At 29.1% G+C, this 16,820-nt stretch carries 14 protein-coding genes; 3 read left to right on the forward strand and 11 right to left on the reverse strand.

Annotation, left to right across the window (positions count from 1 at the left end; genetic code table 11):
- The gene (locus H0I28_RS15220; protein WP_218759626.1) at positions 1-1,191 is read right to left on the reverse strand and encodes a histidinol-phosphate transaminase; all 1,191 of its coding nucleotides are present in this window, start codon (positions 1,189-1,191) and stop codon (positions 1-3) included.
- A 285-nt stretch (positions 1,192-1,476) separates the two neighbouring features.
- Between H0I28_RS15220 and H0I28_RS15225 the strand changes: the two genes are divergently transcribed.
- Entirely contained in the window at positions 1,477-2,319 is an 843-nt protein-coding gene (locus H0I28_RS15225; RefSeq protein ID WP_254712794.1) for a DMT family transporter, read from the forward strand.
- Between the two features lie 113 nt (positions 2,320-2,432).
- On the opposite strand, the gene H0I28_RS15230 is transcribed toward H0I28_RS15225, so the two are convergent.
- Complete coding sequence (locus H0I28_RS15230; protein WP_218732278.1) at positions 2,433-3,968, reverse strand: YifB family Mg chelatase-like AAA ATPase; 1,536 nt, start codon at positions 3,966-3,968, stop codon at positions 2,433-2,435.
- Positions 3,969-4,059: 91 nt separating this feature from the next.
- Here H0I28_RS15230 and H0I28_RS15235 point away from each other — a divergent pair, with 91 nt between their 5' ends.
- A complete protein-coding gene (locus H0I28_RS15235) occupies positions 4,060-5,406 on the forward strand; it encodes a TlpA disulfide reductase family protein (protein WP_218759627.1) in 1,347 nt (448 codons plus the stop codon).
- 18 nt (positions 5,407-5,424) lie between these two features.
- Here the strand turns inward: H0I28_RS15235 and H0I28_RS15240 are convergent, their stop codons facing one another.
- The 9 genes from H0I28_RS15240 to H0I28_RS15280 all read right to left on the reverse strand — a co-directional run bounded on the left by H0I28_RS15240 (position 5,425) and on the right by H0I28_RS15280 (position 16,086).
- On the reverse strand, positions 5,425-5,808 hold the full coding sequence (locus tag H0I28_RS15240; RefSeq protein WP_218759628.1) for a hypothetical protein: 384 nt from the start codon (positions 5,806-5,808) through the stop codon (positions 5,425-5,427).
- Between the two features lie 52 nt (positions 5,809-5,860).
- Positions 5,861-8,440, reverse strand: coding sequence for a phosphoenolpyruvate carboxylase (locus tag H0I28_RS15245; protein WP_218759629.1), 2,580 nt, complete (start codon positions 8,438-8,440; stop codon positions 5,861-5,863).
- A 238-nt stretch (positions 8,441-8,678) separates the two neighbouring features.
- Positions 8,679-10,061 carry a TlpA disulfide reductase family protein gene (locus H0I28_RS15250; RefSeq protein ID WP_218759630.1) on the reverse strand — a complete coding sequence of 461 codons (1,383 nt, stop codon included), beginning with the start codon at positions 10,059-10,061 and terminating at the stop codon, positions 8,679-8,681.
- A gap of 18 nt (positions 10,062-10,079) precedes the next feature.
- Positions 10,080-11,390 carry a tRNA lysidine(34) synthetase TilS gene (tilS, locus tag H0I28_RS15255; RefSeq protein ID WP_218759631.1) on the reverse strand — a complete coding sequence of 437 codons (1,311 nt, stop codon included), beginning with the start codon at positions 11,388-11,390 and terminating at the stop codon, positions 10,080-10,082.
- A 40-nt stretch (positions 11,391-11,430) separates the two neighbouring features.
- The gene (locus H0I28_RS15260) at positions 11,431-11,892 is read right to left on the reverse strand and encodes a hypothetical protein (protein WP_218759632.1); all 462 of its coding nucleotides are present in this window, start codon (positions 11,890-11,892) and stop codon (positions 11,431-11,433) included.
- Between the two features lies 1 nt (position 11,893).
- Entirely contained in the window at positions 11,894-12,127 is a 234-nt protein-coding gene (locus H0I28_RS15265; protein ID WP_218732285.1) for a hypothetical protein, read from the reverse strand.
- 19 nt (positions 12,128-12,146) lie between these two features.
- Positions 12,147-13,463 (reverse strand): serine hydrolase, encoded by a 1,317-nt coding sequence (locus tag H0I28_RS15270; RefSeq protein WP_218759633.1) that lies wholly within the window; start codon positions 13,461-13,463, stop codon positions 12,147-12,149.
- A 30-nt stretch (positions 13,464-13,493) separates the two neighbouring features.
- Positions 13,494-14,795 (reverse strand): anthranilate synthase component I family protein, encoded by a 1,302-nt coding sequence (locus H0I28_RS15275; RefSeq protein WP_218759634.1) that lies wholly within the window; start codon positions 14,793-14,795, stop codon positions 13,494-13,496.
- A gap of 67 nt (positions 14,796-14,862) precedes the next feature.
- The gene (locus H0I28_RS15280; RefSeq protein ID WP_218759635.1) at positions 14,863-16,086 is read right to left on the reverse strand and encodes an acyloxyacyl hydrolase; all 1,224 of its coding nucleotides are present in this window, start codon (positions 16,084-16,086) and stop codon (positions 14,863-14,865) included.
- A gap of 101 nt (positions 16,087-16,187) precedes the next feature.
- On the opposite strand from H0I28_RS15280, the gene H0I28_RS15285 reads away from it, so the two are divergent.
- On the forward strand, positions 16,188-16,796 hold the full coding sequence (locus H0I28_RS15285) for a DUF4230 domain-containing protein (RefSeq protein WP_218759636.1): 609 nt from the start codon (positions 16,188-16,190) through the stop codon (positions 16,794-16,796).
- The last annotated feature ends 24 nt before the right edge of the window (positions 16,797-16,820 follow it).

A 16,820-nucleotide genomic window follows, 5' to 3' on the forward strand; every position in this document is an offset into this window, starting at 1 on the left:
TTATGCAAAAATTTCTGTCATAGCATTCGTAAATAATTTCATTTCATCCATGGTACCAATACTTACTCTACACCAATTTTTATCCCAAAATTTAAAAGATTTTACAGCCACATTTTTAGCGTAAATTTTCTTTAAAAATTCTTTTCCTTCCATAGGGATTTCAAAAATTATAAAATTTGTTTCAGATGGTAAACAAGAAAAATTCTTTTCTTTTAAATAACCCATTGTATATGTTCTAGCATCTGCAATTTTGGTTTTACAAGAATCTAAAAACTCGGTATTTTCTAAACTAGTAATTGCTGCGGCTATTGATGGACCTGTAATTCCCATCCCGCCACGTGTAATTTCGCTTATAATATCTAAAGTTTCTTTTTTACCAATAGCGTACCCAACTCTTAAGCCAGCCATTCCATGAATTTTAGAAAAAGTTCTTGCTACTATTACATTTTTACCTTCTGCAACTAGAGAGTTCATAGAATCTTTAATTCCGTTTTTAGATAGCTCAATATAAGCTTCATCAACAAAAACGGGTACTTTTTCTGAAACTCTGCTACAAAATTCTCTTAACTTTTTAGCATCTGTAATTGAACCTGTTGGGTTGTTAGGGTTACAGATGTATACTAATTTTGTATTCTCATCAATTCCTGCTTCCATAGCGTCTAAATCGTGTTGAGAATCTTCTAATAATTTATAAGATTTCCAATTACCACCTACAGATTTTGCAACTACAATTAAAGACATATAACTAGGGTCTGCACTAATTACATTACCACCTTCTTGAAAGAAGACCATGGCTACTTTTTCCAACAAATCTGAAGAACCAGGGCCCATTAAAATTTGGTTAGTGTTAATGCCTTCGTTCTTGGCTATTTTAGTTTTTAGATCGTTTAAAGATTCCCAAGCATATCTATTTCCTTTAAAAACTTCGTCTTGAAAAGCTTTTGCTGCTTTTGGTGGTGGTCCGTAAGGGTTTTCATTAGATCTTAAAATGGTTAATGTACTTTCCTCTTCTATTATAGGAGGTGTAAATTCATTAAAATAGTTGTTAGAATTGTATAAGAAAGTTCTGCCTTCTTTTTGAGCGGTTAGTACGTTGCTGCTCCATATATCATGAGGTACTAAAGCCATTGCACCTAAGGTTAATGCTCCTTTTTTTAACCACTCACGTCTATTAAAATTTGTTGTTTTCATCTATTAGAATTTTATAAGAATTTACATCAACTAAATTATAAAACTATTTATTTTTTACAGTATGAAAAATTTAATAATAAGTATGTTTATTTATTTAATTTATAATAATAAGGTGTTATAATGTGTTATTGATATTGAAAGTTTAATAAAATTAACTTTTTGTTAACAATAATGTATTTTGTTTGTTGCTTTTATATTTATTGACTATATAATTATAAAATGTCTTTTTTATGGTATTTTTGAATATTAGTAAATACTTTTTAAGTAGTAAATTTTTCCTTTTTTATGAAGAGCTCAACAGCAATTTTTTATATGATTTTTAGTGTTATTGCATTTTCTTTGATGAATGCAGTTGTAAAATATTTAGGTGCTTTTGATGCGTATCAAATTGTGTTTTTTAGATCTATTGGTACGCTGTTATTCACTGTTCCATTAATTATAAAAGCGAAGATTCCTATTTTAGGAAATAACAAAAAACTATTGTTTCTACGAGGTCTTTTTGGAGTTATTTCTTTAACCTGTTTTTTTATGTCTTTAAATTATCTTTCTTTAGGAACCGCGGTTTCTTTAAGGTATACATCACCTATTTTTGGGGCTATTTTTGCATTATTTTTCTTAAAAGAGAAAATTAAATCAGTTCAATGGGTCTTATTTTTAATCGCTTTTATTGGAGTTTTAGTTATTAAGGGTTTTGGGGCAGATGTTAATTCTTTGGGAGTAATTTTTGCAATTTTATCTGCAATTTTTTTAGGGTTGATATTTATTGTAATTAGAAAACTAGGAGATTCAGAAAATCCTCTAGTGATTATAAATTATTTTATGATTTTAGCATTTTCATTTGGCGGAATTATGTCTATAAAATATTGGAAAACGCCTAATTTAACAGAGTGGTTACTTTTATTAAGTTTAGGTTTTTTTGGGTATGTTGGTCAGTTATACATGACAAAATCATTACAATCTGGAGAAACAAACGTAGTTGTACCTTTAAAATATTTAGAAGTTGTTTTTATGATTGTAATTGGTGCTTTTTGGTTTGATGAAATTTATAATTTATGGACTTTATTAGGTGTCTGTTTAATTATGTTTGGCCTACTTTATAATATTTATTTGAAAAGAAAGCGTAGCTAATTTTAGTGAAAATTCATTGCTTTTTCAGAAACAAAGCTCATCATTTAGTAAAAAAAAAACAAACAGATTATTAACTGTAATTCTCTGCGAATTTGCGTTTATAAAAATTAATTTTATCCCAGCCAACCATCTCTATCTAAACTTCTATATTGTATGGCTTCTGCAATATGATCTGGAGAAATGTCTTTAGAATTTGCTAAATCAGCAATAGTTCTAGATACTTTTAATATTCGATCATAGGCTCTTGCAGAAAGGTTTAATTTTTCCATAGCGGTTTTTAAAAGTGATAAACTTTCTGGTGATAATTTACAGAATTCGCGAATCTGTTTTACGCTCATTTGTGCATTATAATGTACGTTTTCGAAATCTTTAAAACGCTCAGATTGTATTTCTCTAGACGCCGTAACTCGTTCTCTAATTGCTACACTAGATTCTCCTTTGCGCTCTTCAGATAGTTTTGCAAATGGAACAGGAGTAACTTCTATATGAATATCTATTCTGTCTAATAATGGTCCAGAAATTTTGCTTAAATAACGTTGCATTTCTTGTGGAGAAGAAGTCATTGGGCTGTTTGGGTCATTAAAAAAACCACTCGGACTCGGATTCATACTTGCCACTAACATAAAACTACTTGGGTAAGTAACTGTAAATTTTGCTCTAGAAATAGTAACTTCTCTATCTTCTAAAGGTTGACGCATAACTTCTAAAACATCTCTTTTAAATTCTGGTAATTCATCTAAAAATAAAACACCATTATGAGATAACGAAATTTCTCCAGGACGAGGATATTGCCCGCCTCCAACAAGTGCAACATTCGAAATTGTGTGATGTGGGCTTCTAAAAGGACGTTGGTATAGTAAGCCTTCCTTTTTTATTTTACCAACTACAGAATGAATCTTTGTAGTCTCTAATGCTTCATGTAAGGTCATTGGTGGTAAAATAGAAGGCAATCTTTTTGCTAACATTGTTTTTCCTGATCCTGGAGGACCAATTAAAATAATATTATGTCCGCCAGCAGCGGCAATTTCCATACATCGTTTTATAGATTCTTGTCCTTTTACATCAGAAAAATCGAACTCTGGGAAATCTATGTTTTTATAAAACTCAGCTCTTGTATCAACAATGGTTGGTTCAATTTTTTTATCATCATTAAAATGATTGATTACTTCTAATATATTTTCGACACCTAAAACTTCTAAATCATCTACAATGGCAGCTTCTTTAGCATTTTCTTTCGGAAGAATTAAATACTTATAACCTTCTTCTCTTGCTTTTATGGCAATTGGTAAAGCGCCTCTTATGGGTTGTAAGCTTCCGTCTAGAGAAAGTTCGCCCATAATAATGTATTCATGAATAGCTTCGGATTTTATTTGAGCTGATGCGGCTAAAATTCCAACAGCCAAAGTTAAATCATAAGAAGCACCTTCTTTTCTAATATCGGCGGGAGCCATATTAATAATGATTTTCTTTCCAGGAAGTTTGTAGTTATTGTTGTTTAACGCAGCAGAAATTCGGTAAGAACTTTCTCTAACTGCATTATCTGGTAAACCAACCAAATGGTAGCCAATTCCTTTATCAATATTTACTTCTACGGTAATTGTGGTTGCCTCGATACCAAAAACAGCAGAGCCATAGACTTTTACAAGCATTCTTTTTCTTTTTTCTAAAGATAAAGAAAATTAATTAAGGTTTGGTTTTGGGTATTTTTTTATATATTGATTTTTTTAACATTAGTTATGTATGAGAGTAATTATTATTATTAGTATAATGGTCATATTTTTTGGATGCAAAACTAAAACCAAACTTAAGAATATAGAAACGGAATTAACTTTGGTAATTAATCAAGATATTGCGTTTAATAGACAATTTGATACAAGGAGAATTTTTTCATTGAATGAAAAGTTTCCAGAATATTATAATAAACAATTAGAACTATCTAAATTTAAAAAAGACGATTCTATTATAATTTCTACACTTTATACTGATTATCGAAAATTTTATTTTGAAATGTATCAGAAAGGATACTTGAATAGAGATGAGTTTATTAAAAAAAATATTGATAGTACTATAGAAATTAAAAAACCAGAACAAAAACTATTATTAACAGCAATAAAATTTACTAAAACCAAACAAGTTATTATTGTTGATGATAATAATAATGGTGATTTTTCGGATGATAATCCTATATACTTTGATAATAACTTCAGAATAGACCCAGATGATTCTTTAACTATAAGAAATATACCTTTAATAAATTTCAATTATTGGAATTTTAAAGATTCTCAAATAAATAATTTTAAACGAAAAGCTATCGTTTATCCATCTTTAAATGATTATCGGTTCTCATATTCAAATAATGATATTTTAAAGAAGTCAAGATTAATTATTAAACTAAAAGATTATTGGTCAGGATCTTTAGAGGTTGATAAACAAAAATATAACATAGCAATACAAGGATATTATAATTCTTGGCTAACAGTTTTAATAAAACCAGATTCTTTAAAGTTTAATAAAAATGATTTTACTGTTAATGGTAATTTTGAATATCGAATTAAAGACTCAATTAAGCTAGCAAATAAAATTTATGTTATTGATAGTATTACTAATAATGTTTCTAAATTAATACTTAGAGTAACTAATAAAAAAGAAATTTATGGATTTAGAACAGGACAAACAATAAACAATTTAAAAATTGTAGATCTAAATGGAGATGAAACTAAATTGTATATCTTCTCTAAAAATAAAAAATATACTTTATTAGATTTTTGGGGTACTTGGTGTAAACCATGTAAAGATGCAATTCCAGAACTTAAATCTTTCTATTCTAAAAATGCCGAAAATGTGAATTTATTAAGTATTTCTTATGATAAAGAGGTTACAAAGGTGAAAGATTTTGTTCATGAAAATGACATGAAATGGAATCATTTCTTTGTAGAAAGATCAAGAATGGGTGCTGGAATTATAAGGGATTTGAATATCAAATACTATCCAACATTAATATTAATAGATTCTAATAATAAAATTGTTTATAGAGGTAGTGGTACAAGTGCTCTAAAAGAAATAAATGATATTATTTTAAATAATTAAAAAAAATATTAAAGAAAATTAATTAAGCTTCTGTGATGTAAAGTTGATAGGGTCCCACCTTGTAGGATCATATTTTTGTAAAAATCCTTTTAATAAGTTTTCGTCTCTATAATTTTTATAATCGTCATAGATAAATTTAGTAGCTTTTGTAGTAAGGTTTTCAGTAGAAATTACAAATAGGTTATTATCAATATCTTCAAAAGAAATTGTAGAAAATTTATAATATTTTTTGAAGTTTAAATTTTTCTTAAGAGAAGCATAAGAAGGTTTAATGTCTGTTTTAACCTGAAAAGAAGTAGTGTAAATACTAACAGGAATAAAATTATTGTTGGTAGTTTGTTGTTGTGAAAAACAAAAACTACCAACAAATAAAGTTAAAAGTAAGAAAGCGTATTTTTTCATGGTACGTAATTTTACTTTATAAATATACTATAATTATTTGATAAATAAGTTTTTAAGCAGAGTTTCTACTTGCATTAATATTACCAAATAAAGAACGCATTACCATTTTTTCATACACTTCAATTTCTTCTGGGCTTCCTCCAGTTTTTTGAAGTTCTTGAATTTTCTTTAAAGCAAATTGCTGTATTGTTAATAAAGGCAATACAATTTGTTCTCTAATCTCTATAGATGCTTTTCCTACAGGGAAATTTTCCATTAATTCAGATTCTCCGGTAAGTTTTAAAAGCAGTCTTTTAGTAGTTTCGTACTCTGTGAATATTAGAGTCCAAAATTCACCAAATTCTTCATCATCTGCCATATAAGAAGTTAAACCAAAGAAAGATTTGGTTAAACTCATCATACTATTTTCTAACAAAGTTCTAAAGAAATCTGAAGCGTGATAAAACTCTTTTACTTCTTCAAATCTACCAGCATCTTCGTATTTTTTAAGTGCAGTACCTACACCAAAGAAACCTGGTACGTTTTGCTTTAACTGACTCCAGCTACCAACAAAAGGAATTGCTCTTAATGCAGAAAAGTCTAACTTGTCAGAGCCACCACGTTTACTTGGTCTACTTCCAATATTTGTTTTTGCATAGTATTTTAACGTACTCATTTTTTCTAAATACGATAAAAATTTAGGATGATTTTTAAAATCTACATACTTTTGGTAACTTGTAGCAGCCATGTCGTTTATCAATTCCCTATGGCTATCATTTAATTGATCTTTGGTAAAAACATCATTTTTAATACCAGAACTTAATAATTGTTCTAAGTTGTATTGAGATGAGTTTTGTGTACCAAAATTAGAACTAATTGTTTGTCCTTGTATGGTTAATTGTATTTCTTTATCCTCAATTGTTGGGCCTAAAGAAGCATAAAATTGGTGTGTTTTTCCTCCTCCACGAGCTGGTGGTCCACCACGTCCGTCAAAGAAAATTACTTCAATATCAAATTCTCTAGAGATTCTTGTTAAAGCTTCTTTTGCCTTAAAAATACCCCAGTTAGCCATTAAATAACCACCATCTTTTGTTCCATCAGAAAAACCTAACATAATCGTTTGTTTGTTTTTCCTTTTGGCAACATGGTGTCTATATACTTTATTAGAGTATAAAGTTCTCATTACATCTTCTGCATTTTCTAAATCTTCTACTGTTTCAAAAAGTGGAATTACATCTACTGGTAATTCATTTTCAAAACCACATAAGTTTAACATTGCAAAAGTTTGCATTACGTGTAAAGCACTTTGGTTGTTACTAATAATGTAACGGTTTGCTCCACGTTCTCCATTTCTTTGCTGAATTTCTTTTAAAGCATAAATAGACTCTATGGTTTTAACAGAAGTTTCATCCGTTAAAATACTTGGGTCAATACTTCCTTTTACAACAGATAAAATTTCAACTTGTTCTTCATCAGAAAGATTTAAATAGTTTTTAGGAAAAGTAGTATCTCCTGTTTTAAGTAAATCTTCTACAATTTGTGTAAATGCTTGGTGATGCACTCTACTGTCTTGTCTAATATCTAAAGTTGCAAAATGAAAACCGAAAATTCTAACTTTATTGATAACATCATTCAATTCTTCTACAAATAAAGATTGATGATCATTTACAATAATTTCTCTGGCAGCATATAGCTCATCTAATAAGATTTTTTGAGAAAAGTTAACTTTTGTATAGCTTCTTACAACATGCTTGTAAAGTCTTTTTTCTAACCTTGCAAAAATTTCTTGCACACCATCAAAAGTATAACGTCTTTTTAAACGTCTAATGTCTCTGTAATAATTTCTTAAAATTGTTTGACGCAATCTTTCTGCAACATCTAAAGTAATTTTAGTAGTTACAAATGGGTTTCCATCTCTATCTCCACCTGGCCAAAAACCAAGTTCAATAATTTCATTTTCTATCGGTTCACCATCATAAATATGATGTTGAATGTAGTTGTATATTTTAGGAACAGAGTGATAAAATACGTGTTCTAAATACCAAATTAAACTTACAGCTTCATCAAAAGGAGAGGGCTTTTCTTTTTTATAGAAAGGTGTTTTCCCTAATTGAGCTAATAGTTTTCTAATGAGTAGTAAATCATCATTTTGTATTGCCTTGTCTAAATCTGTAATGATACCTAAAACAGACCCAGGGTAAAATTGTGTTGGGTGTGCCGTTAATACAATACGTACTTTAAAATCTTCTAAATGCTTTTTTAGTTCGTCTTTTTTATTGCTTAATAGCGCTAGTTCCTTAGAGTTTCTTAACGTTCCAAAACCATCCATATTATTTACAATAGGATATGCAGCATCTTCTACAGCATCAAATAAAACTACTTGACGTTCTATAAATTGAATAAAACGAAAAAGTAAATCAGATTTTTCTTTTTCTGAAGGTTCGTCTTGGTATTTATTAAAAAAGTGTTCTACAATTTCTGTAGGGTTTTTTTCTAATTTAAAACCTTTGTTACAAACTTTATGTAAAAGAGGTAATAAAACCCCAGTATCGTCTATGGTGTCAAAAGGTAGCGTCGAGAAAATACTGTTGTAAATTTGATATTTAGACAGTACGTTTTCATTAAATCTATCTAGCTTAGGTAAATTGTTCATTTTCTTATGATTTTACGGGATTAAAATTACGAAAAAGGGAAATGATTAAGTGTGCTTTTTAATGAATAATCATGTTTTTATTTGCGAAAACGATATAAATTTGATTCCTTTTTAGTGAATTGTTTATTTTCTATTACTTATGAAGTTTTTTATTTTTATTTGAGCAAAAATATTTTGATATATCTGTACGACGAATAGCTTCTTTTTTTAATAAATTGTATCGTATAGTTTTTAATCTTTATAATTCTAAAGATTGTAGCGTTTCAACTAATTTTTGGTCAGACGGTCTTGGTGCATTTGCGTTTACAATATTTCCGTTTGGGTCAATTAATATAAAACGTGGAATCCCTTTTATTAGGTATTCTTCTACAAATTTAGATTCCCAATTATTATCTGCAAATAACTGTATTCCTTTTAGATCTTTATCAACAATCATTTTTTTCCATTTTTCATGGTCTTTCATTTTGTCGATAGAAATACTAATAAATTCAATGTTTTTACCATGATACTCTTTTTCTAGTTTCTTTAAAGAAGGTATTTCTGCAATACAGGGTCCGCACCAAGTTGCCCAAATATCTAAATATAAATATTTTCCTTTTAAGTCGTCTAGAGAAGTGGTTCCGCCTGCATTGTTTTCATAATCTATAAATTTTGGAGACGGACTCCCTTTAGCCAAAGCTTTTAGTTTGTTGTAAGCCGTTGTTATTTCTTTGTTGTTTTCTTGGTTGGTAGAATTGTTAGTAAAGAGCGTATAAAATTCTTCTAAATTGTCTGTATAAGTAATTCCGTATTTAGCGGCATCATACAATAATTTATTTTTTATTTTATCATTTTTTATTTTCGCAGTCAATTTTAAATAGGCAATATCATCTGCTATAGAATCTTTTTTTGCTAATGCTGTAGCATTGGTTGCTAATGCATTATCAACAAGACCTCTATATCCTGGAGAAAAAAGATAGTCGTTTTCATTTTCTAAATCGATATTTTTTAATTCATCTAAAAAGTTTTCAGATGCTTTAAAACTTTTGTCTTTAGTGTAATATCCGTGATAAGGAGCGTAATTCTGTAAAGTAGATAAATAACTGTAATTAATGTTTTTAAGTTCCTTATTTTTAAATTCTTCAGAAATATCATTTGTTTTTATTAATAAATCTTCTTCTGCTTTTTTTATATTTAATAAATGTGCTTTAAAGCTTGCTTCATCTTTTAGATACATTTCTTTTTGATCTCCAGTTGTAGCTTCTATAACCTTATTTTTTTCTGATAAGTATTTGTTAATAGTGCTATTACTACCTGATAATTGTAGCGTAGAGTCTTTTTTTTCTGAATCGTATTCAATTTTTAAAACGCTTCCTTTAGTAATATATAAATTTGTGAAATCTTTATCTTGACGCAGTGCGTAAAAATCGGTAGATATCTTTAAAGTGTCTCTAAAAGTACCATCTTCTGCAATCGTTATATCAGCAACTTTACCCATTGTATATTGATCGTAAATGATTACTTTTTTAGAATCTGTATTTTCAATTTTACCAGAAATAATGGCATAGTCTAAAGTTTCTTCAGGTTTTGGTTTACAAGATAATATGGTTGTAAAGGCAATTAAAAGTAGTAACTTCTTCATAATTCTATTGGTTTAAATTTATATTGAAATTTTTAAGAGTGTATTGTTTTTTTTGTTTGTATCAAAACGATTGTCTTTTCTACATCCTATAACCCAGATAATGGCATTGTCATTATTAAAAAGCAGCCATGTATTTTGTTTTTGTAAAAGCGAGAATTTTTCGTCTTTAAAATATTTGCTTAACTTCTTTTTTCCTTTCATTCCAGAAGGGTAAAAGAAATCTCCATCTTGCCATTTTCTAAGCTTTAATGGGAATTGTAAGTTTTGTTTATCAACATAAATGGTTTGTTTGTTTTCTGTCGATTTTTCTTGTACTTCTTCAATTTTTAAATGGATAGGTTCTGTAATTATACTTATGTTTTCGTCTATCTCCGTTGTCGTTTCGAGCGCAGTAGAGAAATCTTTTTTAGAAAGTAATAAAAAACCTCTATCTTTTAATAATGTATGTGTTTTAGAGATAATTTGCTTTCCAGACTGTGCAGAAATTAGATCGGCAACATCATTCCACTCCGTAAAATTATAGTCTTTTAGAAGCTGATATAAATAAGCCTTCGGGTTCGATAATTTTTCGATTTTAGAAATATCAATTTTTAAAATATTGTTTTCTGTTGCTATCGTTTCTGCTGATATTTCATCAATTTTATCTTCAATTATTTGCTGACTTTCTTTTAAATGTGCCGTTGTTTTTTCAAAAGTTTCTAACAAACTAGGGTTTATTTCCTTTAAAACAGGAAGAATTTGATGTCTAATTTTATTTCTGATGTATTTTGTAGACGCATTGCTTTTATCTTCTCTCCAAGAAATATTATTTTCTTTTACAAAAGTTAAGATCTCTTCTCTAGAAAACTTTAAAAGTGGACGCACAATATTTCCATTAATTTCTGGAATACCCGTTAATCCATCTAAACCAGCACCACGCGTTAAATTAATTAGAAAAGTTTCTAAGTTATCATCTGCATGATGAGCTGTTAAAATGTAATCAAATTGGTGTTTTTCTATCAGTTCATTAAACCAATCATAACGGAGGTTTCTTGCTGCAATTTGTGTAGATTGTTTGTTTTCTTTGGCAAATTCTGTTGTATTGAAATGAATTGTAAAAACTTTGGTGTTTAGATTCTTTCCTAATTTTTTTACAAACTCCTCGTCTATATCACATTCAATTGGTCTTAAATTAAAGTTGCAGTGTGCAAGAGAAATATTAAATTTTAATGTTGATAAAAGATGTGCTAAAACTACAGAATCTACTCCGCCAGAAATGGCGATTAATAACTTTTTATCCTTTAAAAAAGAAAGGTTTTGGTTGATGTGGTTCTCTAGTTTTTTTAACATTATACCTCAAAAATAACAATTTTAAATGTGATAGTGTTATTTAATTTGAAGAGTATTGTATATCGTCTTTTGTATTTAATTTTCCATCTCCTCCTAAAGAAGTCAATTGGTAATTTTGTCCATCTTTAGATGGAATATATACAAAAGTAGATTTCCAATAATCCATTGTTAAATTGCTTCTTAACGGGTTGTTTCTAATAATGTCTTTTAATGCTGAAGGGTATTTTCCAAATTGTTTCTTTTCTGCTTCTAAAAGTTTAGAAATTTCCAGCATTCTTTTTGTAGTTCTCTTTTGATTCTCATTTTTAAAAAAGAAGACTGAAAATAGGAAGATAACAGGAGTAATAATGATAAAGAAAATAAACAATGGTTTTGTCATTGGATGCCAAACAATGCTTTTTGGTAGGTTGTTTTCTTTCTCATACTTCCTCCTTCTTTTTGTATCAAACCAATGTTTGATGTCTAAATAGGTGTCTAAAATACATCCTATAAAATTAAACATTTTATTGTTTATTTAACCAAGCACGAATCTCTTTTCTGATAGAAACTTCTGGTTTTGGCAACGGAATAGTTCTACCAAATTGTTTACTTCTGTTAAATTTAGAGAAGGTAATTTTTAAATCTTTCCATTCCTTTGGGTATAACTTTAAAAACATGTTAAACATATTTTGTTCTGTTGGTTTTTCGTCTAAACTATCTAAAGTTTTTTGAAAAAGTTCGTCTTGATTTGGTATCATCATGTAAATTTAGATAAAATTATTGATTGTCTTTTATTGCTTTATAAAACACCTGCTGCAGCTTTGGTCTTATATTTAGATTGTATATATTTCTATGGTTTCTATTGGGATACACTCTGTTTGATAAGAATATAAAAACCAAATTATTTGTTGGATCTGCCCAAACAAAAGTTCCTGTAAAACCACTATGCCCAAAACTCTCTGGACTCACTTCTGGCGCAGGATAAGCTTCTTTTATAGATAATGTAGCGTTGTCAATTAACGGTTTATCAAAACCTAAACCTCTTCTGTTTTCGTTTCCTGGATATTGAATTTTGGTAAACTCTCTTACCGTGTTTTCAGAAATATATCTTTTACCATCATAAACTCCGTAATTGGCATACATTTGCATAATTTTAGCCAAATCTAGGGAAGTACCAAACAAACCTGCGTTACCTGAAATTCCGCCTAAAAGAGCTGCGTTTTCATCATGAACCCAGTTTTTTGTAAGTTCTTTTCTAAAAAGATCATCTACTTCTGTTGGTACAATTAAGTTGTTAAAGTTTTTAGATTTTGGTCTGTAGCTTAAAGTGGTTGCTTCTAATGGGGCATAAAAATTGGTTTGCAGATATTCCGTATAATCTTCTTTGGTAATTTCTGAAATTAAGTCCGGATAAATTAAAAAACTTAAACCAGAATATTTGTATTTTTTTACATCAGAAACTTTAGATCTGTTAATTTGTCTAAAGACCTTATTTTTAAATCGATTCTTAACATAAAGTCCTTCGTAAGCTTCATTTTTAAATCTTTTACTGGCTTTACTTTTGATAAAACGAGTTTTGATTTTACCATTTTTCTTTAAAACTTCATTTAAGAAAATAATGTACGGATTCAACCCTGCTTGATGCGCTAAAATTTCTCTAACAGTAAGCTCTTTTTTGTCTTTCCTTTTTTTCCAAGGTTTCCAGTAATTGCTAAAAGGACTGTCTAAATCTAGCTTTCCTTCAGAATGAAGTTTCATTAATGCAGGTAAAGGTCCTGTAATTTTTGTTACAGAAGCTAAATCGTAAATATCATCTAAACTTACTGCTTGAATGCTATCATACGTATGAAAACCGTAGGCTTTATTAAAAATGATTTTACTGTCTTTTACAACTAAAATTTGTGCACCAGGAAATGCTTCTTCTTGTATTCCAACATTCATAATTGAATCTACTTTGGTGTAAATGTAGAGCGAATCCATACCCACTTCAGACGGATTTCCGTAAGTGATTTTTTCATTTTGAGCAAAAGTAAAATGTGAAAGAAACAAGAACCCAATTAGTAGTAAAGTAGCTGTTTTTTTTAATGTTGTCATATTTATTGATAATTATTTTATGATTACTGTTTACTTAGAATTCAATAAAGCAAATTTCATTGCTTTTGCTTTTAGCAAGCATTCTTCGTACTCCTTTTCTACTACAGATTGTGCTGTAATGGCACCACCAACAGAGTAAGAGATGTATTTTTCTGCTTCATTATATAAGATACTTCTTATAATTACATTAAAGTCGAAATTGTTTTCAGGGGTAAAATAACCAATCGTTCCAGAGTATAAACCACGTTTGGTTTCTTCTAAATCTTCAATAATTTTCATGGCAGAAACTTTTGGAGCTCCGGTCATACTTCCCATCGGAAAGGTACTTTGTAGTACGTCTATTGGGTGTGTATTTTCTTCCACTTCAGAAACTACTGTAGAAATTAATTGATGCACCTGTTTAAAGGAATATACTTTGCATAATTCTTCTACTTTTACAGAGCCTATTTTTGCTGTTTTAGACAGATCGTTTCTTACCAAGTCTACAATCATTACATTTTCTGCCCGTTCTTTTTCGTCTCGCGTTAAATCTAAAGCTAATTGTGCATCATCAAATTCGCTAACCAATCTTTTTGCAGTTCCTTTTATAGGTTGAGAAATTATTTTTGTGCCTTCTTTTTTAATATATCTTTCTGGTGATGCGCACAAGGCGTATTGATTATCTAACTTTAAAAAAGAGGCAAAAGGAGGTTCGGAAATTTGGTTGAGGTGTTTATACACTTCAATCGGATTTATAATGGCATTTTCTGCATAAAATTCTTGACAAAAATTAGCTTCGTAAATATCGCCTCTTTTTATATGTTCTAAAACTTCGGTTACTTTTGCATGGTATTCATCCTTGTGAATTCGTAGTTTTATTTTGATGTCACTTTTAGATTGCTGGATTGCTGGATTTTTAGATTTAAGAATTTCATCAAAATCATTGTCAATTTCATCGTCAACCATTCTTAAATACTGAAACTCTACAGAGTTTCCTTTGATAAAAACAAGCTTTTTAGGTTGAAAAAAATACAAGTCAGCAAAATCTAAACCATCAAAATTTTTGGAAGAAAGTTGTTCAACATCATTTTTAACATCATAGGTGATGTAACCAAAAATATAATCTTTGGTAATGGTTTGGTATTCCTTTAATTTCTCAAAAGCGTTGTAATAATCGGTTTTTATAGACGTAAAATCGTCTGCAGCTAAAGCAGCATCGAAACTAGAGTATTTTTGATGATAGTTATTAGAATCTAACCAAATAACAGTTTCAAATTGTTGAGCCCAAGACAATAAATTATCTTTAAATTCAATAGTGTTATCAACAGAAAAAGTGCGAGTTGTTCTTTGCATATTCGCTTCAAAAATACAATTCTTATTTCTTTGAGATGTAAATTTTTAAATTGATTTGATGTTGGCATTAAAATGTTTTTCCAATTGTAAATTGGATAGGAATTGCAACACCAGAATTTTTAGTAAAAATATTTCCGTTAGAGTAATGCATAATTCTAAGTTCTGCGTTGTAAGCTCTTTTTTCTCCGAAGAAAACGCCTAAACCCATCGTATCTTGATACGTGATTTTTGGTCCTGTTTCTAAATTATCTATGTTACTTTTTGTTAAATAAGTGGGGCCAATTAACGAGTAATTGGTGTACATATCAAAACCATCTCTTCGCATTAAGTAAAAACGCATAGTAGGAAAAATGGAAAACGCAAACACATTTGTATTGGTGGCTTCTGTGTTAAAAGCGGTAACACTAACACCCCAATCTAGAGAAAAAAGTTTTTGTGTTCTAAAGGCAAGTCTTTGGTAGGTTATAGAAAATGAGTTTTCTGCTTTTACATCACCAACCCAAAAAACCGGAATTCCGAAACTTTCGAAATTACCAACTTTTAAACTCATTCCGAAAAATTTATTTGCACCAAAACCAATTTTACTGGTTCCGTAACTTACTTGTAAAATATTTTTTGGAAAGAAATACCTTTCATCATTTTCGTATGCTAGCGCCAACTCTTCAGGTATTTTTTGAATATGGTATTCAAACCCAACAGAGGTTTGTGAAATAGAAGGTTGATTGTGTTTGTCTGATTTTGGAAAAAAGGTTCCGTTTAAGGCTAGTTTCCATCGGTCATTTAATTGGTAATTGAATCCAAAACCATAGAGTAAGCTTCCAAAATGAGCATCGTCATAAATTACTTTATCTTCAATAGAAAAACCACTTCTTGTAACATTTGCAGCGCCAACTTCTCCAAAAAAGGATAGTTTTTTAGTTAGGTTGATGTTTTTTTTGAGTGATAAATACCAGGCATTAATCCACACACTTCTGTAATAACCAATATTATTTACATTATCATATTTAAACCAAGAAGCAGGTCTAATAACTCCAAATTGTAATGCTAGGTTTTCTTTTATTTTATACCCAAAACCTAATTTTCCTGAAAAATAGTTTTTACTGAAGGTTTCTGTTTTATAGCCTTCAATTAAATTGTCATTAGAAAAAGGATAAAAAATACCACCAAAATTTACACTGTAATAAAAGTTTGACAAAAATTTAGAAGGTTGTGTTTTTGGAGTTTTACTTTCTTGACTATTTAGATTAGAGATAATCATAAAAAAAGAAAGTAACAGCATATTTTTTTTCATGTTATAAAAATAGACAACTTTTTAAAAAGAAAAGGATTGGGAAAGAAGCTATTTTTAAGAAGTATATTATTAGATTTATTTTTTGGTAGTATATTTACATTATGGAATTAATTATTTTAGGATTGGTTATTGGTTTAGGGGTTTCCTACCTAATATCGAAACGATTTTCAGTATCAAAGAAAAAGGATTTAGTAGAAAAGCAATCTGTTATTTTATTGGATAAAATAAAGAAAGTGTCTAAATTGATTACTGTAGAAGGAGATTTTTCTGAAATTTATCATCATGAAAATACCAAAGAAAACTTTTGGGGATTCAGTAGTAAAAAGAAAGCGATTGTTTTAATTCAGGCAAAAGCACACATTGGGTTCGACTTTAGAAAAATTAAACTAGCAGCTAATACAGAAAAAAAGGAAATTGTTTTGTCAAATTTTCCGCAGCCAGAAGTGGTTTCTATTGAATGCGATATTAAGTTTTACGACATAAAAAATGGTTATTTAAATAAGTTTGGTACAGAAGATTTTACCAGTTTAAATAAAGAAGCAAAAGAACATGTGTTGAATAAAATACCAGAAAGTAATTTAATAAAATTGGCAAATAAAGAAGCTTTAGAAGCAATTTTATTAATGGAAAATATTGTAGAAACCATTGGGTGGAAACTAGATTATACGGCTTTAGAAGAAAATGAAGCGCAAAAAAAAATCTCGAAATAAACGTATTTCGAGATTTTTAAAATT

It is taken from the genome of Polaribacter sp. AHE13PA, from assembly GCF_019278505.1.
Taxonomy (GTDB): Bacteria; Bacteroidota; Bacteroidia; order Flavobacteriales; family Flavobacteriaceae; genus Polaribacter.